The following is a 21224-nucleotide window of genomic DNA, read 5'->3' on the forward strand; positions in this document are numbered from 1 at the left end:
TGTCAAAATAACAGCACTTTCCATGCATCTGCCCTCTCACGAATATTCAGCAATGTCCGACCACACCGATATGACCGCAACTACGCCAGTAACCGAACATGCCGAACTGACTAAACTCAGCCTTGCCAATCAATTCGCCCAACTACCCGCTGCTTTTTTCACTGAATTACAACCAACTCCTCTACCTGAACCTTATCTGGTCGGCGCAAGTGCCAAAGTAGCGGATATTATTGGCTTGTCATCTGCAGTGTTTGACGACGGATTATTCACAGAACTGTTCACTGGGAATCAGATAATCGATGGCAGCAAACCTTTGTCAGCCGTGTATTCGGGACATCAGTTTGGTGTTTGGGCCGGTCAACTGGGTGACGGACGAGCAATCTTGTTGGGGGATATTGCGGCAAAAAATATAGCCGATTCGGCAAACGGCAGGATAGAAATCCAACTCAAAGGCGCGGGCATGACGCCCTACTCTCGCATGGGCGATGGCCGCGCTGTCTTGCGCTCATCGATTCGAGAGTTTTTATGCTCAGAAGCCATGGCTGGCCTGGGTATACCGACTTCCCGCGCGTTGAGCGTCACAGGCTCCGATCAGTATGTGATGCGCGAAACGCCCGAAACAGCGGCGGTCGTGACCCGTCTGGCGCCTAGCTTTATTCGCTTTGGATCGTTCGAACACTGGTACTACAATAACGCGCCGGAACATCTGCAAACACTGGCCGATTTTGTACTCAACAATTACTATCCCGCATTACTCAAACAAGACAATCCGTACCAGGCGTTATTGCAAGAAGTCACACAGCGCACGGCAAAACTGATGGCGCAGTGGCAGGCCGTTGGCTTCATGCATGGGGTAATGAATACGGACAATATGTCGATACTGGGCTTGACGCTCGATTACGGCCCATTCGGCTTTATGGAAGCATTTAATCCGAATCACATTTGCAACCACACCGATACGCAGGGTCGCTACTCCTACCGCATGCAACCCAAAATCGGCCACTGGAATTGTCATGCGCTGGCACAGGCACTCTTGCCATTAATCGGCACCGTAGACGACACACAAGCTGCACTATCCACCTATCAACCAGCATATCAAGAGGCACTAGATCATCTATTACACCTGAAGTTTGGTCTGACTCCTCTCCCCGGGCATGCCAGTGCTGACGGTAAACTATTCGATCAGTTTTTCGATCTGATGCAGGAAAACGGTGCTGATTTCACGCAGAGTTTCCGGCATCTCAGTTACATCAACACCGGCAAATCCGTACTGGATGAGCGACTCAGGGATGGTTTTCTCGACCGTTCGGCTCTGGATCTGTGGCTAGAGCAATATAGCCAGCGCTTACATGCGGAAAAAAGTGACGACCCCACTCGTCAACATGCCATGCAAAAGGTCAATCCTAAATATATACTGCGCAATTACCTCGCACAGATTGCGATTGAAAAAGCGCAGAAAAAAGACTACTCCGAAGTGGCGACCTTATTGCAAATTTTAGAAAACCCCTTTGATGAACAAGCCGGGCATGACGACTATGCCGCCCTTCCACCCGACTGGGCGCGCGAATTAGAAGTCAGTTGCTCATCTTAATAAAGGAAACACCATGTCAAAAGTCACCAAAACCGATAAAGAATGGCGCGCCATGCTCACAGACATGGAATATGAAGTTACGCGCCACGCAGCGACAGAACGGGCCTTCACCGGCAAATTCTGGGATCACCACGAAGCAGGCATTTATACCTGCGTGTGCTGCAACACACCCTTATTCGAATCAGATGCCAAGTTTGATTCTGGCTGTGGCTGGCCAAGTTATTTCAAAGCTCTCAATCCCGCCAACGTACTAGAAAAAGTGGATCGCACACACGGCATGACTCGCACCGAGATAGTGTGTAATATTTGCGACGCCCATCTAGGTCATGTGTTTCCCGACGGGCCACCACCAACGGGATTGCGTTATTGCATCAATTCCGCGTCCCTGCGATTTGAGCCTAAAGCATAATCGGGCAGATTTAATCCTTGTTTTGAAAAGTTGCTATGAAATTTTTGTTTGATATTTTTCCGGTACTCCTGTTCTTCATCAGCTTCAAGCTTGGAGAGCGCAACCCGGAGGTCGCACAGAGTCTGGTAGATCAATACCTATCAGGACTTATCTCCGGGGGCAAACCAGTAGCGGATCTGGCTCCCATATTGATGGCCACGGCTATTGCCATCATCGGCTCCGCCCTGCAATTTGGCTACCTTGTCATCCGCCGCATTAAAATTGATGCATTGCTTTGGATCTCTTTCATCGTCATCGTTGGCTTTGGCAGTGCAACGATCTATTTTCATAGTGAAACTTTTATTAAATGGAAACCGACCGTCATCTACTGGTGCTACGCCATTGCATTTTTGCTCGGACAATTTTTATTCAAAGCCAATTTACTTAAAGCAACAATGGGAACGCAAATTACGCTACCCGAGGATGTCTGGTTTAAATTGAGCCTCGCATGGATCGCGTATTTCAGCTTGATGGGTATCCTCAATTTATATGTTGCCTTCTCTTACCCGACGACGACCTGGGTCAATTTTAAACTCTACTCCGTTGGCGCCTTACCGGTATTTATTGTCGTCCAAAGCCTTTTTTTGGCAAAATATATGGAAGAACCGACATGAGCGACCGCCTGAACCGTATTGAAAAACGCCTCAAAGAAACTTTGCAGCCCCTCAGTTGTCAACTACAAGACGACTCTGCCGCACACCACGGCCACGCCGGCGCCGCCTCCGGTGCCGGTCATTTCAGTGTAAAAATAGTTTGTTACCAATTTGAGGGGCTAAATCGTATATCTCGACATCGACTAGTGTATGATGCCGTTGGCGATATGATGCACACGGAAATTCATGCACTTGTAATTGTTGCGCTGGCTCCGTCAGAGATACCGACCTAACCACTTTGTTTTTACTTACTTTGTTATTTTAGGAACAGATAATGACCTTTAAACCTGCTCATTTGCTGGTAGTACTTCTCGCAACTGCCTTGCCTGCAATGGCTCAAAATCTCGCCGTAGTTAACGGTAAAGCTATCCCGTCCAGCCGCGTTGACGCTATGGTCAAACAATTGGCAGAGCAAGGCCAAAAAGATTCGCCAGAACTGCGCGCGATGGTAAAACAAGAATTGATCAACCGCGAAGTCCTGATGCAAGAAGCGGACAAAGCCGCCGTAGCGGCAAACCCGGATGTCAAAACACAACTGGAAGTGGCGCGTCAATCGATACTAATCCGTGCACTCATGCTCGACTTTGTCAAAAAGAATCCGGTCACTGATGCAGATATCAAAGCTGAATACGACAAAGCAAAATCCCAGGCTGGCGACAAGGAATATCACGCCTACCATATCCTGGTAGAAAAAGAAGACGAAGCAAAAGCAATCATCTTGAAATTGAAAGCTGGCGCGAAATTTGATGAACTGGCAAAACAATCCAAAGACCCTGGCTCAGCAGCCAAAGGTGGCGATCTGGATTGGGCATCACCAGCAAGCTATGTAGCACCATTCTCACAAGCTCTGGTCGCACTGCAAAAAGGTCAATTCACTGAAACGCCTGTCAAAACAGAATTCGGCTTCCACATCATCAAACTTGACGATGTACGTACTGCTAAATTCCCAACGATGGAAGAAGTAAAACCACAGATCGTGAACAACCTGCAACAACAAAAAGTTCAGGCTTACCAACAGTCTCTGTTGAAAAAAGCAAAAATCCAATAATCGACGCTGATTAATCAACGCCAATTAATGGTTTGCTTCAGTAAAAAAGACGCTTCGGCGTCTTTTTTTATTTTGTCGTCGCCATTAAGAGGAATGTTTAAAAATTTTAAAAAATATAAATAAAATCTATGTTCGAACTGTTCATCAGAGGCGATTGACGCTCCAGTTTTATCGATCAATTTTGTCGCTCAAGATAGCTGTTCAAACCTTGTAGTATCAGCCACTCTCAAAATATACTCCCTTCGCGCCCATCTCCCCCTGCCTATCACGGCGCTTCCTGCACTCAAAAGTTATATCCAAACTTATTTTTCTTCATAGGAAAAATATGCATAAACACATCTAAATATCTTCGTGTACGGAATAAAAACGCAATGTAATACTCGCTTCACATTCGTTTTTTTAGGTCTTACCATGACTCCAGTACTCAATCGATTGCCATATCCAGCGCAATCCTCAACGCCAGCTTTTGCTCCGCTCTCCAAACCGGTATCAGCGGATTTACATGCAGGATCGGACGACGCCATCATCATCGCCCGGCATCTGGCCGAACGACTTGCCACCACCGCAGCAGAACGCGATCAGGTTGGTGGGCACGCAGCTAAAGAGCGCGAATGGATCCGAGAATCAGGTCTGCTGACGCTCTCGATCCCTAGGGAATTTGGTGGGCAGGGTGCCGACTAGTCGACCGTATATCAAGTGATTCGCATCCTTGCCAAAGCCGATAGCGCGCTCGCACACATTTTTGGCTTCCATCATTTGCAGCTCGCCGGCATTCAGCTCTATGGCAACGCACAGCAACAACGCCGCCTCCTCACCGCATCGGCAGAACAGCAGTTTTTTTGGGGGAATGCACTCAACCCATTAGACAAGCGTACCATCGCATCCCCGAGTAAAGGTGGCTACATTCTCAATGGAGTAAAAAGCTTCTCATCAGGATCGGTCGGTTCCGACTGGCTCACGATCTCAGCTTGGGATGACACAACACAAAGCGCGCTCGTCGCGGCCATCCCGACAAACCAGCCAAGCATTACCGTGCAGGCAGACTGGGATGCCTTTGGACAGAAACAAACCGATAGCGGCAATGTTCATTTCGCTCACGTGTTTTTACCAGATGAATGGGTATTGCAGCGCCCTGCACAAACGCCGACACCACAGGCAACGCTACGATCACAAATCGCACAATTAGTCATGGCAAATCTCTACCTTGGCATTGGCCTAGGCGCATTCGACGCTGCGCGCAACTACACCAACGACGAGGCAAAAGCCTGGTTTGCATCAGGTGTCAATGCGTCTGCTGAGGACCCGTTCATTCAACATCGCTATGGCCAGCTATGGATGCTGTTGCGTCCGGCAATTGCGCTAGCGGATCAGGCCGCAGCGACTCTCGACCAAGTGGTCGATAAAGGCGTATTAGTCACAGCCAATGACCGGGGAGAGCTCGCGATTGCTATCGCAGAAGCCAAATATCTTGCGCATCAGGCTGGCATTGAAGTCAGTTCGCAAATGTTTGAATTGACCGGTGCACGTTCCACCTCGTCCCGGTACGGCTACGACCGGTTCTGGCGTAATGCACGTGTGCACACTCTGCATGATCCCATCGACTACAAATTGCGTGATCTTGGTCGCTATGCACTCGATGGACGGTTGCCTGAACCAACGCCATATTCTTAAGAGAACGAAAAAAAACATGAGCAAACCCATCATACAAATACGATCCGCAACGAAGGTGTATTCACTGCCGGGTGGCGAGACTTTTCATGCAGTACAGAACGTCAGCCTGGATATTGCAGAAGGCGATATTTTTGGTCTGATAGGTAAAAGCGGCGCAGGCAAATCTACCTTGCTGCGTCTGATCAATTTATTAGAACGTCCCGATGGAGGCAGCGTCACGGTCGCTCAGAGAGAATTGACTGCAATGAATAAGAAACAGTTACGTGAAACACGTCAGAACATCGGCATGATCTTTCAGCAATTCAATTTGCTACAGAACGCAACTGTCTTCGAGAACGTCGCTTTCCCATTAAAAATTCATGGGCTATTGAGTAAAAAAGAGATTGCTGATCGCGTCACAGATTGTCTGAGAATCGTTGGACTCAGTAATAAAACCAGCAGCTATCCGGCGCAATTATCCGGCGGACAAAAACAACGCGTCGCAATTGCCCGCGCCTTGGCCAGTCGTCCACATGTTTTACTCTGCGATGAACCTACCTCGGAGCTGGATGCAGAAACCACACGCGAGGTGCTAGAAACACTACGCGAAATCAATCAAGAACTTGGAGTCACCATTGTGATCGTCAGCCACGAGCTATCTGTGCTCAGCACTATCTGCAATAAAGCTGCCGTCATCGAAGACGGCAAAATCGCCGAAATCTTTGCCCTCGCAGATACCAGTCTGGTGCGCAAGACGGCTCTGGGCAGAGAACTTGCGTATTACGGCAACGAAGAAAATCATGCAGAACATTGGAAAGATCTTGCCCATGTTTGAGAATCTGATATCACTGCTACCCGAACTTGGCACCGCTATCGCGCAGACGCTCACCATGCTGGCGATAGGATTATCGGCCGCCATAGTGATCGGTGGTCCATTAGGTATTGTGCTTTTTTTAGTGGCGGATGGACAGTCATTACAACACCGCACACTCTCACTCGCGCTGGGCTGGCTGGTGAATACCGTGCGTTCATTCCCCTTCATTATTTTACTGGTCGCGCTGGTGCCTTTTACGCGCTGGATTGTTGGCACATCGATCGGGCCACTTGCTGCCGCAGTCCCCCTCTCTTTCGCCGCCATTCCCTACTTCGCCCGTCTGGTAGAGCAAAGCTGCAAAGAAGTTCCACGCGGCGTCATTGAGGCCGCACATGCAATGGGTGCGAGCGAATTGCAAATCGTGTTCCGTGTATTACTGGTCGAAGCGCGATCTGGTCTGGTGCTGGCGCTGACCGTATTAGCCATCAGCTTCTTGTCCTACTCCGCCGTCGCTGGCGTTGTGGGTGGCGGTGGCATCGGGGATCTGGCGATTCGTTATGGTTACTACCGCTTCCAGACAGACATCATGTTCTTCACCGTTGCCGTCCTGATTCTACTGGTCCAACTTATTCAGTTCACCGGCAACCAAGTCGCAAAACGTTTGGATAAGCGTTAAAAAACATCCTAGATATTTACCACTCAATGTACCAATCACTGCACCACTCATTGCGCATTTATTAGTCACCCATTGGCGCATTCAGTCTCAAGACATCAATATTTTAAAAAAGGAAATTTTATGCTACGCCGTCGCCTCATTTTTAGCCTCATTGCGAGCTTCTCACTGACAGCCGCGAACATCAGCCTCGCCAAAGATCCCAAAGAGCTGGTCATTGGCACCAGCGCTGGCCCTTATGCGGATCAGGTCAAACTCGGGATTAAACCTATCCTCGAAAAACAGGGTTATAAAATCAAAGTTGTTGAATTCAATGACTATATTCAGCCGAATTTCGCGCTAGCAGAAGGCTCACTCGATGCAAACGCATTTCAACACATCATTTACCTGACGAAGTTTGCAACGGAAAACAAGCTCGCTTTAAGCGAACTCATCAAAGTACCGACTGCGCCTATCGCGATTTACAGCAAAAAACACAGCTCCTTAAACGAGGTCAAAGAAGGGAGTACGGTCGCGTTACCCAATGATCCAACCAATCAAGCCCGCGCCCTAGTTCTATTGGATCAGCTAGGCTGGATCAAGCTGAAGGCGAATATTGATCCGATTCGCGCATCTGAAAAAGACATGGCAGACAATATCAAAAAAATTAAACTCGTCCCGCTGGAGGCTGCGCAATTGCCGCGCTCGCTCCAAGACACGGATTACTCCTTTGTGAATGGAAATTTCGCGCTGGCCTCAGGTCTGAAATTGAACGACGCCCTGGCACGCGAAAAAATTTCGGCCAATTACCAAAATCTGGTGGCAATACGGACGGAGGATAAAGCCAAGCCTTGGGTCAAAGATCTCGAAGCAGCCTATCGCTCTCGGGAATTTTTAGCGGTGACCAATAAACACTTTGCCGGGTTTGCTAAACCGGATTACCAACAAGCGCTCGAAGTCGCTGCGAAATAATCATCGTCATGAGCAAACTCATCCGCTTTAACGCGTTCCAGATGAATACGGTCGGGCATCAGTCACCAGGGTTGTGGCGTCACCCGCGCGATAACAGCGATCAATACACGAACGCCGAACACTGGACAGAACTGGCACGCTTGCTGGAATATGGCTTATTCGACGCCGTGTTTCTGGCCGATGTGCTGGGGGTCTACGATGTCTATGAGGGCAATGCGGACGCTGCCCTGCGCCATGCGGTTCAAGTGCCTCTCAACGATCCTCTGGCATTGGTTCCCTTAATGGCAAACGTGACCAGACATCTGGGCTTTGGCGTGACCTGCGCCCTCACTTATGAACACCCCTATACGTTTGCCCGTCGTATGTCGACGCTTGATCATCTGACCAAGGGGCGCATAGGCTGGAATATCGTTACCGGTTACCTCGATAGTGCAGCACGCAATCTGGGATTGCAGCAGCAACTCAGTCATGACGAGCGCTATGACCTCGCCGATGAATATCTGGACGTGGTGTATAAACTTTGGGAAAAAAGTTGGGACAAGCAGGCCGTCGTCAAAGATAAAGTACGCGGCATCTATACCGATCCTGCCCATGTGCATCCAATCAGGCATGAAGGACGCTATTTCAACGTACCTGGTATCCATTTATCAGAACCCTCACCGCAAAGAACGCCACTATTATTTCAAGCAGGTACATCGGCACGCGGCACGGCATTTGCCGCACGTCATGCCGAATGTACGTTTGTCAGCGGGCCAAGCAAAAAAATCGTCAAACGCTACGTCGACGACGTCCGTGCTGCAGTTGTCAACGCAGGTCGTCAGCCGGAACAGATTTTGATTTATGCGCAAGCGCTGATCATCACGGCAGACACCACAGAACAAGCGCAGGAAAAATACCAGGACTATCTACGCTATCTCGATATTGATGCCTCACTCGCCTTGCTATCCGGATGGACGGGCGTAGATTTTTCTGCGTTACCGCTGGATGCGACGATCGATTACATAGAATCAGAAGCCGGTCGCAGCGCACTTGCCTCATTCAGTGCAGCAGATCCGGACAAACGATGGACAGTCAGGGAGGCGGCAAGCTTCATCGCCTTAGGTGGCCGCGGTCCGGTATTTGTGGGCAGCGCCGCAGAGATCGCAGATCAGCTTGAGAGCTGGGTGGACGACACCGGGATTGATGGCTTCAACCTCGCTTTTGCGATCGCACATGAAACCATGCGCGACGTTGTTAATCTCGTCGTGCCGGAGCTGCAACAACGCGGGCGCTATAAAACGCAGTACAGCACGGGCACCCTTCGACAGCAATTGTTTGGACAAGGAGATTACCTGCCATCTAACCATGCAGGACAACATGTCGAGATTGGTACGCCATTGGCTACTGCTGCCTGATATAGCTTTTTTATACATTGCCTGCACTTTACTTTTTACACCTTACTTCAGTATTAAAGGATCACAATGAAACGTCGACATTTTTTAGAAATCGCTTCAGCAGGTGCAGCAGTCGCCGCACTGCCAACGCTGGCAAAAGCAGGCTCGACCTCATCATCATTACAAACATCAGCGCAGTCATCGCCATCGCAACTCAAGGAACTACGCCTGGATTATGCGTATTATTCACCCACCAGTTTAGTCCTGCGTCGCTTCGGCTGGCTGGAGGATGAATTTAAGACGGATGGCACCAACATTAAATGGGTGCTTAGTGCTGGCAGCAATCGTGCGCTGGAATATCTGAATGCAAATAGCATTGATATCGGCTCCAGCGCCGGACTCGCTGCCTTGCTGTCAAAAGCAAATGGCAATCCCATCAAAACACCTTATATTTTTTCCCGTCCTGAGTGGACGGCTTTAGTCATCCGCAAAAATTCACCGATTCGCAGCATTGCTGACTTAAAAGGTAAAAAGGTTGCCGCCACCAAAGGAACCGATCCTTATTTATTCCTGTTACGGGCGTTAAAAACTGCAGGCTTAAAAAGAAGCGACATTGAGCACGTCAGCCTACAACATGCCGATGGGCGCATCGCGCTGGAGCAAGGCAAAGTCGACGCCTGGGCAGGACTGGATCCTCACATGGCAGCAAGTGAACTCGAAGCGAATTCAACATTAATCTACCGTAATGTCGCGTTCAACACGTATGGTTTTTTAAATGTCAGGGAAGAGTTTTTAAACAACCATGCGTCCGAGCTGACTCGTGTCATCCGTTCTTATGAGCGGGCACGCGCCTGGATACGTAGCAATCCTAGCGATGCAGCAAAAATTCTGTCGGAGGAAGCGAAGGTCAGCTTGCCCGTTGCCTTATTGCAGATCAAATTGCGCAGTGATTTCAGTCAGCCTTTACCCGGCACTGAGCACCTGCAAGCGCTACAAGTCGCAGCGCCGATACTGCTTGATGAGGGCTTAGTCAAACCGGGTACCGATCTGGCAAAGACCATCACCGATTTGATTGATGTGCGTTTTGCTCAACACTTAATCATACGCACCTGACAATCCGTATCTGAAAACCTGTACCTGAAATAAATACGCCACGACACGCATCCTGCATATTCAACAACCATGAACTCACCCAGTATTGCTATCCAGCCAAAAAAACTGGACGCACTCAACCGCCCGGTCAAAACATCAAGAGGCATTCCACGCGTCGTCATAGGAATGTTGCTTCCGCTTGCGTTGATATCCTTTGCCGAAATCGGTGTACACACTGGGCTGATCTCTGCGCACCAGTTACCCCCACCGTCAGAGATTGTCAAAACCTTGTCCTTTCTCGGTGAACATGGTTTGCTCAGTCACATTGCAATGAGCAGTGCGCGAGTCGCTGCAGGTTTTATCTTTGGCGCTGGACTGGCAATAATGGTCGGTGCACTGGTCGCGCTGAGTCAGCGGCTGGATGCTCTGCTGGATCCGAGTTTTCAGGCATTGCGCGCGATCCCGTCGTTGGCTTGGGTACCACTACTGCTGTTATGGCTGGGTATTGATGAGGCGCCCAAACTGGTATTGATTGCCATTGGCACTTTCTTTCCCGTGTATATGGGCGTGGTATCGGGTATTCGTGGCGTCGATCGTCGATTGGTTGAAGTGGGAAGGCTATATCGCCTCACGCCGTTTGCCTTAGCGCGCCGGATTCTTCTTCCTGCAGCGTTACCGGCAATCATCACAGGACTACGGAATGGTTTGAGCCTAGCGTGGATGTTTATGGTCGCAGCAGAACTGATCGCCGCCAGTCAGGGATTGGGATATTTATTAACCGACGGACGAGAGACTAGTCGCGCTGATATTGTGCTGGCTGCGATTGTCTTGTTAGCGGTGTTGGGCAAAGTCAGTGACTGGGGCATGCAATTGCTAGAGCGACGCCTGCTGGCCTGGCGTGACACCTTTACATCAGAAAGTCAGCTCGTATGATTCCGTTCTTGAGCGTACAGATTGATGAAAAGCGATATGGCGAACATCAGATATTGCAGCGTCTGCGACTCGATGTGAGGCAAGGCGAGATTGTCAACCTGATCGGTGCCAGTGGTTGCGGCAAGAGCACTTTGCTCTCCATCATCGCGGGTCTGGATCCGCACTATCAAGGCAAAATTCAGCTTGCTGGCAAGGACATCACAGGCACCAGCAAGGAGATTGGTTTCATATTTCAGGAGCCACGTTTATTTCCTTGGCTCAGTGTCGCTGAAAATATCGCCTTTGATTCAACTCAGTCAGGCGACCATGAAGCAGCAGTCCAGCAATTGCTAAACGAAGTTGGACTCGACAACTATGGCAAGGCCTTACCAAAGCAATTGTCAGGCGGACAGGCGCAACGGGTCGCCATCGCCCGCGGCCTGTTCAGCCGTCCTCGCCTGTTGTTACTGGATGAACCATTTTCAGCGGTTGATGCATTCACGAGAATGAAGCTACAGGACTTGCTGGTAAGGATCGCGAAGGAGCACGCGTTAACCGTCGTCATGGTCACGCATGATATTGATGAGGCGCTCTATCTGAGTGACAGAATCGTGCTGCTCGATCATCGCGCAGGACCGGTACGTGCAACATTTGCACTCTCTTTGCCATGGCCGCGCAACCGGGCACAGGCGACGCTATCACCGGTGAAAGCAGAAATCCTGGAATGTCTGCATGCGGCACATGCTTTTTAAACGTCAATGACCTTGGTGATTCAGGTGAATTCACAGGAAAAAATTATATACTCCTACTAAGTATATTTTTAACCACTAGGTAAATAATGCGGAAATCGATCTATTTCCATTAAATATAGGGGAGTATATGCATTTCATACAAACGCATGATTGCTGCAGATTAATAAAAAATGCCACAGATGTCTGTGGCATTTTTCATTCAAAGTAGCGCTCAGGAAGCGGCAAATGATCTCCGTATCAGGCGACCCACTGACGTGCATTGCGGAACATACGCATCCATGGCGAATCCTCACCCCAGCCTTCCGGGTGCCATGAATGCAGTACAGAGCGAAATACACGCTCTGCGTGCGGCATCATGACAGTGAAGCGGCCATCAGCATTGGTGACCGACGTAATACCTTGCGGCGAACCGTTCGGATTGTACGGATAGGCGTCGGTGGCAACGCCAGCGTTGTTCACGAAGCGCATGGCAACCTGCGCTGCATTGATATCGCCTGTGATAGAGAAATCAGCAAATCCTTCGCCATGGGCAACCGCGATCGGCGTCTGCGTACCGGCCATTCCCTGGAAGAAAATCGATGCCGACTCCTGCACTTCAACCATGGCAAAACGGCCTTCAAATTGTTCCGACTTGTTCTTGGTGAATTTCGGCCAGGCTTGAGCGCCCGGAATAATCGATTTCAGATTACTCATCATCTGGCAGCCATTACAGATACCCAGACCAAACGTATCTGGACGATGGAAGAAGTCCGAGAACTGTTCAGCCATCATCGCATTGAACAGAATCGTTTTCGCCCATCCCTCGCCAGCACCGAGCGCGTCGCCGTAAGAAAAGCCACCGACTGCAATCAGACCTTTAAAATCGGCCAGACGGGCGCGACCGGCGATCAGATCGCTCATATGCACGTCCACCGCGGTGAAGCCGGATTTATGCATAACATACGCCGTCTCAATATGCGAATTCACGCCCTGCTCACGCAAGATCGCGACCTTAGGACGCACACCAGTGTTGATGGAAGGTGCGGCGATATCTTGTTGCGGATCAAAAGTGAGTGCAGGCGTCATACCTGGATCGTTCAGGTCAAGAATGCGCGCATATTCCGCGTCAGCACAGGCAGGATTGTCGCGCAGACGAGCGATTTGCCAGCTGGTTTTACTCCACAACTGATGCAATACCGTGCGTGGCTGGCTATAGATTTGTTTAGCGTCACGGGTGAATTCAATCACATTGCTGGTATTCACCTTACCGATGATGTGGCTGCAAGCACCGAGATTGTGTGCGCGTAATACATCCATGACCGCAGTGCGTTGCTCAGTACGAACCTGAATCACTGCGCCCAATTCTTCGCTAAATAAAGCACGCAAAGTCAGGTCATTACGACGTTCAGCGACCTGTCCGGCCCAGTTCTTCGCATCGCCCCAATCCGCCGCCTCATCCATCGTCAGGATGTCGAGATTGATCGACAAACCTGTACGACCAGCGAACGCCATTTCACATAAGGTCGCATACAAACCGCCGTCGGAGCGGTCGTGATACGCCAGCAAATGATCTTCACGATTCAGTTGCTGAATCGCCGTAAAGAAGGCTTTCACATCATCGGCGCTATCCACATCCGGCGTCTGATCGCCGAGTTTTTGCATGACTTGAGCAAAGCAGGACGCACCCAGACGATTTTTGCCGCGTCCCAAATCGATCAAAATCAGGCTGGTGTCGCCAGCATCCAGGCGCAATTGCGGCGTCAGGGACTTACGTACATCGAATACCGGTGCAAAAGCAGAAATGATCAGTGATACCGGTGACGTGACGGATTTAGATTCGCCCTCGTCTTTCCATGTGGTGCGCATGGACAAAGAGTCTTTGCCGACAGGAATACTGATGCCAAGCGCGGGGCAAAGCTCCATGCCGATGGCCTTGACTGTATCAAACAGTGCGGCATCCTGGCCAGGCTGACCGCAAGCGGCCATCCAGTTAGCGGACAACTTGATATCAGAAATATCTTTGATCGGTGCTGCCGCGATATTTGTGATCGATTCACCAATCGCCATGCGGCCAGATGCGGCAGCATTGATCACGGCTAACGGTGTGCGTTCGCCCATGGACATGGCTTCACCGAGGTAACCTTCAAGACTCATAGTGGTCACGGCGCAATCAGCGACCGGCACTTGCCACGGGCCGACCATCTGGTCACGTACCGATGTCGCACCGACAGTACGGTCACCGATGGTGATCAGGAAGGATTTGTCCGCAACCGTAGGCAAGCTCAGAATACGTTGGGCGACCTCTTGCAAGTCCATGCCAGTCAGATCGATTGCAGGGAAAGTGTGCGTGACATGCGTGACATCACGATGCATCTTAGGCGGCTTGCCCAAGAGTACGTTCATCGGCATATCAACCGGCGTATTACCCTGTTCAGGGTCGATTACCTTGAGCTGACGCTCTTCAGTTGCTGTACCGACGACGGCAAACGGACAACGCTCGCGCTCGCAGAAATACTGGAACAAAGCCAGGCTGTCCGGTGCGATACCGAGCACATAACGCTCTTGCGACTCGTTACTCCAGATCTCTTTCGGCGCCATGCCGCTTTCTTCAAGATGTATTTTACGCAAATCAAAGATCGCGCCACGCTTGGCATCATTGGTGATTTCCGGGAAGGCATTGGATAAACCACCGGCACCAACGTCATGAATCGACAAAATCGGATTGTCGTCGCCCAACTGCCAGCAGGAATTAATCACCTCCTGAGCACGACGTTCCATCTCAGGATTGCCACGCTGAACAGAATCAAAATCCAGATCGGCGGTGTTAGTACCCGTGGCCATCGATGAGGCTGCGCTACCGCCCATGCCGATACGCATGCCAGGACCACCTAGCTGTATCAACAGACTACCAACCGGCAGATCGTCTTTTTTGGTGTGCTTATCGGAGATATTGCCGATACCGCCAGCGATCATGATGGGCTTGTGATAGCCGTACACAGTGCCGCCCACATTTTGTTCAAAGGTACGGAAATAACCACCTAGATTCGGACGGCCGAATTCATTATTGAACGCAGCACCGCCTAAAGGGCCGTCAATCATGATTTGTAATGCCGAAGCGATACGGTCGGGTTTGCCATAAGCTTGCGCTGAAGGCTGACTTGCAATTGTGTTGGCAATCGTGTCGCTGGCGTTTTCCCAGGGCTGCACGGCGCCTGGTAACATCAGATTGGATACCGTAAAACCCGTCAGTCCGGCTTTTGGTTTGGCACCACGGCCCGTCGCTCCTTCATCACGGATCTCACCACCAGCACCTGTCGACGCGCCAGGGAACGGAGAAATCGCAGTCGGATGATTATGTGTCTCTACCTTCATCAAGGTGTGAGTGAGTTCTGTTGTAGAGGTATATTCATTGCCGTTCGCAGCACCGTTAGGATAGAAGCGAGTAACGGTTGCTCCCTCCATGATCGACGAATTATCGCTATAGGCAACGATGGTGCCCTTCGGTTGCAGCAAGTGCGTATTCTTGATCATGCCGAACAGAGAAATATCCTGTGCGACGCCGTCAATTGTCCAGTCAGCATTAAAGATTTTATGACGGCAGTGTTCGCTATTGGCTTGCGCAAACATCATTAATTCGACGTCAGTTGGGTTACGACCGGCAGCGACAAAGGCGTCAACCAGATAATCAATCTCATCATCGGACAAGGCGAGACCTAATTCACTATTTGCCTGCAACAGAGCTTGCTTACCACCGCCAAGGACATCAACGGACGCCAGAGGTTTCGCATCGAGTTCGGAGAATAATGCGCTGGCTTCCTGCACATCTGCCAGCACCATTTCTGTCATGCGATCATGAAGTAAAGCAGCAACTGCCTGACGTGATTCCTCGGCTAATTTTTTTGCGCCGCCGAGCAAACCTGATTTAACTTGCACCGTGTAACGGATGCCACGCTCAATCCGCTTGATGTGCTGCATGCCGCAATTATGTGCAATGTCAGTTGCCTTGCTGGCCCATGGAGAGATCGTGCCGAAGCGCGGGATAACAACGAAACTATCTCCCTCTTCCTTGCCAGTAAAGGCGTCGCCGTAAGTCAGCATCGCATTGAGCCGGGCAGCATCGTCATCCGACAAACTGTGTGCCGCATCAACAAAATGGGTAAAGCGACCGCTAATACCGACAATATGCGGGTCAGCAGCTTGCAATTTGGATAATAGACCTTGGGTACGAAAAGCAGACAAGGCATTAGAGCCTGGCAATATCAACATGGCGAGAGAGTAGTTGAAGCAACGCGCCCGGAGTTCAGAAATGACAGCGGCGACATCACAGGTTGGAACGGAAAGCGAGATTATACCTTGATGCCCGCGCACACTCCAGCCAGAACCGGACTTCGCTGGCAATCTAAAGCAAAAACAGGTGATAAAAAAAGATAAGAAAAGATTTAAGAGAAGATAAAAAAATAGGACTTACCTAAAAGCCAAGACCGCTCACCACAGAGATATGGAGACCCGGGAGACGCATAGGAAAGGCGGGAGTAAGGGAGTAAGTGGCTCCACGAAATATCGATTAAGGTTTTTATATATTCCCAAAAATCAATCCGTAAGCGGAATGCGGCTGCTGGCACGAAATGTCTTTGAAAGCCGCATCCAGTCTGCGGGTTTCCTTTGGCGGGTGCTTAGCAATTGTCGTTTTTAGCAAATCGTGAAGAATAGATAACTTGCAAACAACAGCGATCAGTCTCAATCAGACTAAGAGGGAGGATCAATCAGCTCACAGCAAGTTAATTGACAAAAATACTCGCATTCGCAAACTGTCTGACCAGCTTCATGGACGCTGCATAGCTTTTTGTCCTGAAAAGCGGAATATCACGATTCATCACAACGATGGCGATGGGCTCCGCGGCGACCAGGACATCCAACTCCGAGGCGCTGAGTACGATATCGTTATTATGCAGTTTGTCACCCCAAAACAAATCATTGCTACGGCTTTCAACCACATACACAGGTTTTTTCAGGTAAAAAGTCAGGGAAGACTGATCTTCAAACACTTGAAATAACATGATTTTTTGAGCTGCATGTTCTTGCTTCAACACATCAGCAATCGGCCGGGTGGAACTCCATTCCGCCGAGACATGCAACACATTCAGCAGAATAAACAAGGTCATTATTGGCAATGGCAGATAGGCCAGCACGCCAATTTTTTGCATACGCCAGGACAGCAACGTCGCCATCACGGCAAGTGCAGTCAGGCACCATAATGCATAACAGAGGAACAACTGCGCCTCCATACCCACAATCTGCAAGCTTTGCAATTTCTCCTGCGGATGAGTGGAGACAAACCAGGCCAGCACAGCAAACAGTGCTGACAAAACTAGGCCCGTGAACATCCGCCCCCACCTGCCGCCATATTGTCTGTCCTCAAGCCAAATCGCCAGTTGAAAACTGGCAAGCGGCATGACGGCGACCAGATAATAATTAGCCTTGGCGCTAGAGCTGGAAAAAAATAATACGGGCATGATCCAGGCAAAGCTCAAGAACCATTGCAAAGGACGGGACGCCCTGTTAACTCTTTTGGCAAAAAAAGCGCCCAGCAATAAGAACGACCACGGAAACAGGTAAATCACCATTCTTGGCAGGTAATACCACCAGGCTCCCGCGTAGTAATCATGCGGCTCACGCTTGCCAAGAAACCGTAATACATGCTCATTAATGAAATAAAACCAGGCAAAAATCGGCTCAGTCAGACTGGCGACAATATGCCAAGGCAAGGCGATGAGCAAAAATACACTGATTGCTTTTTTATCCCAGAATTGCCACAAACCACTCAAAAATTGTCTGATTGTTGATGACTGAGTCAGGACAAAACTTCCTGTCACCGCACAAAACAAAACTCCGGCAACAAAGCCCTTTGCCAACACAGCCAGAGCCAGAAATGCATACGAGTAGCAAAGCGCACGTCGCTCTTTCAGCACCACAAAAAAATACATCCACATCAGAGACGCGCTAAGCAATGCTGTTAGCAACATGTCAAACATCAGGGTTCGCGACATGGCCGTTACGCCAAGGCCCGAGACAAACATCACCGCCGCCAGCCGTGCCGTCTGCACGCGTTGTAAGCGTCCGCCGAACCAGAGTATCAAGCCCACACAAGATAAAGAGGATAAGGCCGGAATGAGCCTAGCTGCCCACTCGGACTCTCCGAATATGCCAAAGGATAAGGCCGTCAGCCAATACAACAACGGCGGCTTTTCCATGTACACCAGACCGTTCAGATGAGGAATAACCCATTGCCGCCAGTCGCCAGATTGCAGCATTTCCCGTGATATTTCGGCGTAAAGACCTTCGTTATTATCCAGAATGGCGTAACTACCTAAACCGGCACCGGCAAAGATCAGCCCAACGATCCAGACTAGCCATAAAGGAATGCACAAAACCGTGGCGTCTTGATCGGATTGCTGGGATGGTATCGGTTGGGATTGCTGCATTCAGTTACGTGACTAAGTAGTGTGTTGACGTTGTGTATTACATTTAGTGTTTAAGTTCAGCAATTTAAAGGCTTAGCTTGGTGCTCAGCTTGGCGACCTGAGAATGAAAGGCAGCAGCAAAAGACAACAACATGTTATCCGCGCTACATTTAAATCACGGTGTGATGCAGCCAAATCAAATAAACTAAGCAAACTATTTTTATCTCACCAGCAAGGTTCTTATTTTCGCATGAAGCTCCCTAATTCCAAATCAATAAACTCGCCATTCTTGCAGTCACGTCTTGCTTATGTCGAGGCAAGTCTTGAAGTGGCGAAACAGAGCCAGTCAATTTTTACCCGACTTTATCCGGAATCGGCGATCGCTGCAGCAACTTATGCAGATACGCTGCGTGCGCAAAAGACGATTCCACTGTCGCCGATTGCAGGCTTACCCGTATCGATCAAAGACTTGCTTGATGTCGCTGGAGAGCCGACCCTAGCAGGATCCACTGTGCTACGTCAGGCGCAGCCAGCAAAACAAGATGCCCCCGTGGTTACGCGACTCCGGCAGGCAGGTGCTGCGATCATAGGCAAAACGAATATGACGGAATTTGCCTATTCCGGTGTCGGCATTAATCCGCATTATGGCACTGCTCCGAACCCTGCTGACACAGTAATTGCCAGAATACCCGGCGGTTCATCATCCGGTGCGGCGGTATCCGTCGCAACTGGTTTATGTGTCGCTGCAATCGGCTCAGATACCGGTGGCTCCATCCGTATCCCTGCCGCTCTTTGCGGATTAACCGGTTTTAAACCAACCGCGTCCCGGGTTTCCAAATCAGGCACGGTACCATTGTCCTTCACCTTAGATACGATTTGTGCGTTGGCACATACCGTCGATGATTGCATCACGATGGACAGCATCATCGCTGAAAATTTGCTCTCCATCGTAGCATTACCACTAAAAGGTTTGCGCCTAGCAGTACCGCAAACCCTGTTTCTGGAGGATATGGATCAGCATGTTTCAAGTGCCTTCAATAAAGCATTGACCTGCTTGTCGTCTGCTGGCGCCTCTATTATTGAGACACCGATGCAGTTGCTGGCTGAGTACCGGTCAATGGCGATGTTTTCTGCACCTGAGGCGTATGCCTGGCACAGACACTTGTTAGCAGAAAATTTTGAGGAATACGATCCACGGGTTGCCCAACGCATCCAGCTTGGGGCGCATGTATCCGCTGCTGATTACATCAATATGCATACTGCACGCGCAGAGTGGATTGCCCATATGGGAGCGCTGCTAGCCCCGTTCGATGCGATTTTGATGCCAACCGTGCCTATCGTTGCACCTGAGATTGCCCCGTTAATCGAATCGGATGACGCCTTCTTTCACGCTAACGGTCTGTTATTGAGGAATACGGCGTCAATCAATATTCTGGATGGCTGCGCCATATCAATCGCCTGCCATGAAACGGGAAGTTTACCTGTCGGTTTAAGTATTGCGGGAGCTGCTGGAACTGACGCGCGGATTCTGGCGATTGCCAGAGTAGTAGAGAGTGCTTTATCAGCGATCAGAACAGTGTAGGTTATCTCTGATCGCCGACAAGGATTAGTTAATGTAATTAAACAACGATAACGCTGATGTTTTAACAAAAGATTGCTGAGCCGCCTGCAGAGTGACTTGCTGCTGGTTCAGTTCAGTAATTGCCTTTGCATAGTCAAGGTCAGTAATCTCAGAAATAGCTTGTTTATATACCAAGCCAACGCTATCTCCGGCGCTGTTAAGATCATCAATTTCTTTTAAGCTGGTACCAAGCGTGGCTCTGGATGTCAAAACATTGGACAATGATTTGTCCAGATTATTGTTAGCCTGTGTTAATCCCGCAGTGAGATCCAGTCTGGCGGCAGAGGTATTGGCAGGCGCTTTTAAGATATTGATTAAGTCTGTCAAGGTCTCAAAAATATTTTGATTACCAGGCTGTATAGAAAATTTATCCCCTGGCCCAGGTGCTCCAGGTGTATTGGTCAGAGTCGTTGTAATGCCATCAAAAGTCACCGATTGAGGACTGACATATGGTGTAGACGGAACAACTGTTGTATTCGTCGTTTTATTGACGATAGTAAAATTAGCAGCGGTATTATCAAAGACAACTTCGTAATTATTTCCCGTCAATGCATTCGCAGTTGCGGGATCAATTACCGCGGTAGCAACTAACTGCCCGGCATTTGATGGGTTAGCGACAACATTGAACTGACCATTTGATGTTTTAATATTACCAAATATTGCTGGCCCAATATCGCTGATGGCTAACTGTCTTGATGTATCGACTTGCAAATAGCGCTGTCCCTGGTCACCGCTATAGGCTGCACCGCCTGCCGTTTTTGTATAAGGCGCTGTCGTGTTTGAAAATCCCGCGAACAAATAATTCCCGGTGCCATCGGTCGCATTAGCATAACTCAACAGGTCATCCAGATTACCTTGCAATTCAGTCGCGATATACCCTCTATCGACGTCAGAAAGAACACCATTACCTGCATTAATGATCAGAGTTTTTACATTGTGCAGCGTCGTTGTGACGCTTTGTAATGACGTCTCTGCCGTGCTTAGACTGTTTTTAGCATTCTGACGATTGACCGCATATTGATCATTAATTGCGCTTGACTGCTGCAATACCAACGCTCTCGCTGAGCCCACCGGATCATCTGACGGCGTCAAGATACGGGTTCCGGCAGAAATCTGCTGCTGCGTTTTATTCAAGCTAGACTGCAAATCACTGATCCTGGTGCCGCCAGTTTCATAAATAGTGCTGGTACTGATACGCATGATTCT

At 49.7% G+C, this 21224-nt stretch carries 18 protein-coding genes; 15 read left to right on the top strand and 3 right to left on the bottom strand.

Features of this window, described 5'->3' with window-relative positions; translation table 11 throughout:
* Window positions 1–70: 70 nt before the first annotated feature.
* The 14 genes from ACO0LE_RS00330 to ACO0LE_RS00395 all read left to right on the top strand — a co-directional run bounded on the left by ACO0LE_RS00330 (window position 71) and on the right by ACO0LE_RS00395 (window position 11957).
* A complete protein-coding gene (locus ACO0LE_RS00330) occupies window positions 71–1591 on the top strand; it encodes a protein adenylyltransferase SelO (protein WP_422958685.1) in 1521 nt (506 codons plus the stop codon).
* Window positions 1592–1604: 13 nt separating this feature from the next.
* Window positions 1605–2000, top strand: a complete 396-nt coding sequence (gene msrB / locus ACO0LE_RS00335; RefSeq protein ID WP_422958439.1) for a peptide-methionine (R)-S-oxide reductase MsrB — start codon at window positions 1605–1607, stop codon at window positions 1998–2000.
* A gap of 35 nt (window positions 2001–2035) precedes the next feature.
* Entirely contained in the window at window positions 2036–2653 is a 618-nt protein-coding gene (locus ACO0LE_RS00340; RefSeq protein WP_422958440.1) for a septation protein A, read from the top strand.
* Window positions 2650–2925: a BolA family protein gene (locus ACO0LE_RS00345; protein WP_422958441.1), complete on the top strand. Its 276-nt coding sequence runs from the start codon at window positions 2650–2652 to the stop codon at window positions 2923–2925. Before ACO0LE_RS00340 ends, ACO0LE_RS00345 begins: the two co-directional genes overlap by 4 nt.
* A gap of 41 nt (window positions 2926–2966) precedes the next feature.
* Entirely contained in the window at window positions 2967–3740 is a 774-nt protein-coding gene (locus ACO0LE_RS00350; protein ID WP_422958442.1) for a peptidylprolyl isomerase, read from the top strand.
* Between the two features lie 411 nt (window positions 3741–4151).
* Window positions 4152–4421, top strand: coding sequence for a hypothetical protein (locus ACO0LE_RS00355; protein ID WP_422958443.1), 270 nt, complete (start codon window positions 4152–4154; stop codon window positions 4419–4421).
* A 15-nt stretch (window positions 4422–4436) separates the two neighbouring features.
* Window positions 4437–5411 carry an acyl-CoA dehydrogenase family protein gene (locus ACO0LE_RS00360; protein WP_422958444.1) on the top strand — a complete coding sequence of 325 codons (975 nt, stop codon included), beginning with the start codon at window positions 4437–4439 and terminating at the stop codon, window positions 5409–5411.
* Window positions 5412–5427: 16 nt separating this feature from the next.
* Window positions 5428–6225, top strand: coding sequence for a methionine ABC transporter ATP-binding protein (locus ACO0LE_RS00365; protein WP_422958445.1), 798 nt, complete (start codon window positions 5428–5430; stop codon window positions 6223–6225).
* The gene (locus ACO0LE_RS00370) at window positions 6218–6880 is read left to right on the top strand and encodes a methionine ABC transporter permease (protein ID WP_422958446.1); all 663 of its coding nucleotides are present in this window, start codon (window positions 6218–6220) and stop codon (window positions 6878–6880) included. Before ACO0LE_RS00365 ends, ACO0LE_RS00370 begins: the two co-directional genes overlap by 8 nt.
* Before the next feature lie 120 nt (window positions 6881–7000).
* Complete coding sequence (locus tag ACO0LE_RS00375; RefSeq protein ID WP_422958447.1) at window positions 7001–7828, top strand: MetQ/NlpA family ABC transporter substrate-binding protein; 828 nt, start codon at window positions 7001–7003, stop codon at window positions 7826–7828.
* A gap of 8 nt (window positions 7829–7836) precedes the next feature.
* Complete coding sequence (locus ACO0LE_RS00380; RefSeq protein WP_422958448.1) at window positions 7837–9222, top strand: LLM class flavin-dependent oxidoreductase; 1386 nt, start codon at window positions 7837–7839, stop codon at window positions 9220–9222.
* A 66-nt stretch (window positions 9223–9288) separates the two neighbouring features.
* Window positions 9289–10314: an aliphatic sulfonate ABC transporter substrate-binding protein gene (locus tag ACO0LE_RS00385; protein WP_422958449.1), complete on the top strand. Its 1026-nt coding sequence runs from the start codon at window positions 9289–9291 to the stop codon at window positions 10312–10314.
* A gap of 69 nt (window positions 10315–10383) precedes the next feature.
* Complete coding sequence (locus ACO0LE_RS00390; protein ID WP_422958450.1) at window positions 10384–11226, top strand: ABC transporter permease; 843 nt, start codon at window positions 10384–10386, stop codon at window positions 11224–11226.
* Window positions 11223–11957 (top strand): ABC transporter ATP-binding protein, encoded by a 735-nt coding sequence (locus tag ACO0LE_RS00395; RefSeq protein WP_422958451.1) that lies wholly within the window; start codon window positions 11223–11225, stop codon window positions 11955–11957. Before ACO0LE_RS00390 ends, ACO0LE_RS00395 begins: the two co-directional genes overlap by 4 nt.
* A 237-nt stretch (window positions 11958–12194) precedes the next feature.
* Here the strand turns inward: ACO0LE_RS00395 and purL are convergent, their stop codons facing one another.
* Together purL and ACO0LE_RS00405 are read right to left on the bottom strand one after the other, a co-directional pair.
* Window positions 12195–16202 carry a phosphoribosylformylglycinamidine synthase gene (gene purL / locus ACO0LE_RS00400; RefSeq protein ID WP_422958452.1) on the bottom strand — a complete coding sequence of 1336 codons (4008 nt, stop codon included), beginning with the start codon at window positions 16200–16202 and terminating at the stop codon, window positions 12195–12197.
* A 512-nt stretch (window positions 16203–16714) separates the two neighbouring features.
* Window positions 16715–18418: a glycosyltransferase family 39 protein gene (locus tag ACO0LE_RS00405; protein ID WP_422958453.1), complete on the bottom strand. Its 1704-nt coding sequence runs from the start codon at window positions 18416–18418 to the stop codon at window positions 16715–16717.
* A gap of 268 nt (window positions 18419–18686) precedes the next feature.
* On the opposite strand from ACO0LE_RS00405, the gene ACO0LE_RS00410 reads away from it, so the two are divergent.
* Entirely contained in the window at window positions 18687–19979 is a 1293-nt protein-coding gene (locus ACO0LE_RS00410; protein WP_422958454.1) for an amidase, read from the top strand.
* A 24-nt stretch (window positions 19980–20003) separates the two neighbouring features.
* Here ACO0LE_RS00410 and flgL read toward each other — a convergent pair whose 3' ends face one another.
* On the bottom strand, window positions 20004–21218 hold the full coding sequence (gene flgL, locus ACO0LE_RS00415) for a flagellar hook-associated protein FlgL (protein ID WP_422958455.1): 1215 nt from the start codon (window positions 21216–21218) through the stop codon (window positions 20004–20006).
* Window positions 21219–21224: the final 6 nt, after the last annotated feature.

The sequence above is a fragment of the Undibacterium sp. Xuan67W genome, from assembly GCF_049340165.1.
Lineage (GTDB): Bacteria > Pseudomonadota > Gammaproteobacteria > Burkholderiales > Burkholderiaceae_D > Undibacterium.

Excerpts from the sequence above, each read along its gene's own strand:
- ACO0LE_RS00350 (WP_422958442.1), top strand. The coding sequence starts at position 2,967 with ATGACCTTTAAACCTGCTCATTTGCTGGTAGTACTTCTCGCAACTGCC.
- ACO0LE_RS00390 (WP_422958450.1), top strand. The coding sequence starts at position 10,384 with ATGAACTCACCCAGTATTGCTATCCAGCCAAAAAAACTGGACGCACTC.
- ACO0LE_RS00345 (WP_422958441.1), top strand. The coding sequence starts at position 2,650 with ATGAGCGACCGCCTGAACCGTATTGAAAAACGCCTCAAAGAAACTTTG.
- ACO0LE_RS00370 (WP_422958446.1), top strand. The coding sequence starts at position 6,218 with ATGTTTGAGAATCTGATATCACTGCTACCCGAACTTGGCACCGCTATC.
- ACO0LE_RS00365 (WP_422958445.1), top strand. The coding sequence starts at position 5,428 with ATGAGCAAACCCATCATACAAATACGATCCGCAACGAAGGTGTATTCA.
- purL (WP_422958452.1), bottom strand. The coding sequence starts at position 16,202 with ATGTTGATATTGCCAGGCTCTAATGCCTTGTCTGCTTTTCGTACCCAA.
- flgL (WP_422958455.1), bottom strand. The coding sequence starts at position 21,218 with ATGCGTATCAGTACCAGCACTATTTATGAAACTGGCGGCACCAGGATC.
- ACO0LE_RS00380 (WP_422958448.1), top strand. The coding sequence starts at position 7,837 with ATGAGCAAACTCATCCGCTTTAACGCGTTCCAGATGAATACGGTCGGG.
- ACO0LE_RS00340 (WP_422958440.1), top strand. The coding sequence starts at position 2,036 with ATGAAATTTTTGTTTGATATTTTTCCGGTACTCCTGTTCTTCATCAGC.
- ACO0LE_RS00385 (WP_422958449.1), top strand. The coding sequence starts at position 9,289 with ATGAAACGTCGACATTTTTTAGAAATCGCTTCAGCAGGTGCAGCAGTC.
- ACO0LE_RS00405 (WP_422958453.1), bottom strand. The coding sequence starts at position 18,418 with ATGCAGCAATCCCAACCGATACCATCCCAGCAATCCGATCAAGACGCC.
- ACO0LE_RS00330 (WP_422958685.1), top strand. The coding sequence starts at position 71 with ATGACCGCAACTACGCCAGTAACCGAACATGCCGAACTGACTAAACTC.
- ACO0LE_RS00395 (WP_422958451.1), top strand. The coding sequence starts at position 11,223 with ATGATTCCGTTCTTGAGCGTACAGATTGATGAAAAGCGATATGGCGAA.
- ACO0LE_RS00355 (WP_422958443.1), top strand. The coding sequence starts at position 4,152 with ATGACTCCAGTACTCAATCGATTGCCATATCCAGCGCAATCCTCAACG.
- ACO0LE_RS00375 (WP_422958447.1), top strand. The coding sequence starts at position 7,001 with ATGCTACGCCGTCGCCTCATTTTTAGCCTCATTGCGAGCTTCTCACTG.
- msrB (WP_422958439.1), top strand. The coding sequence starts at position 1,605 with ATGTCAAAAGTCACCAAAACCGATAAAGAATGGCGCGCCATGCTCACA.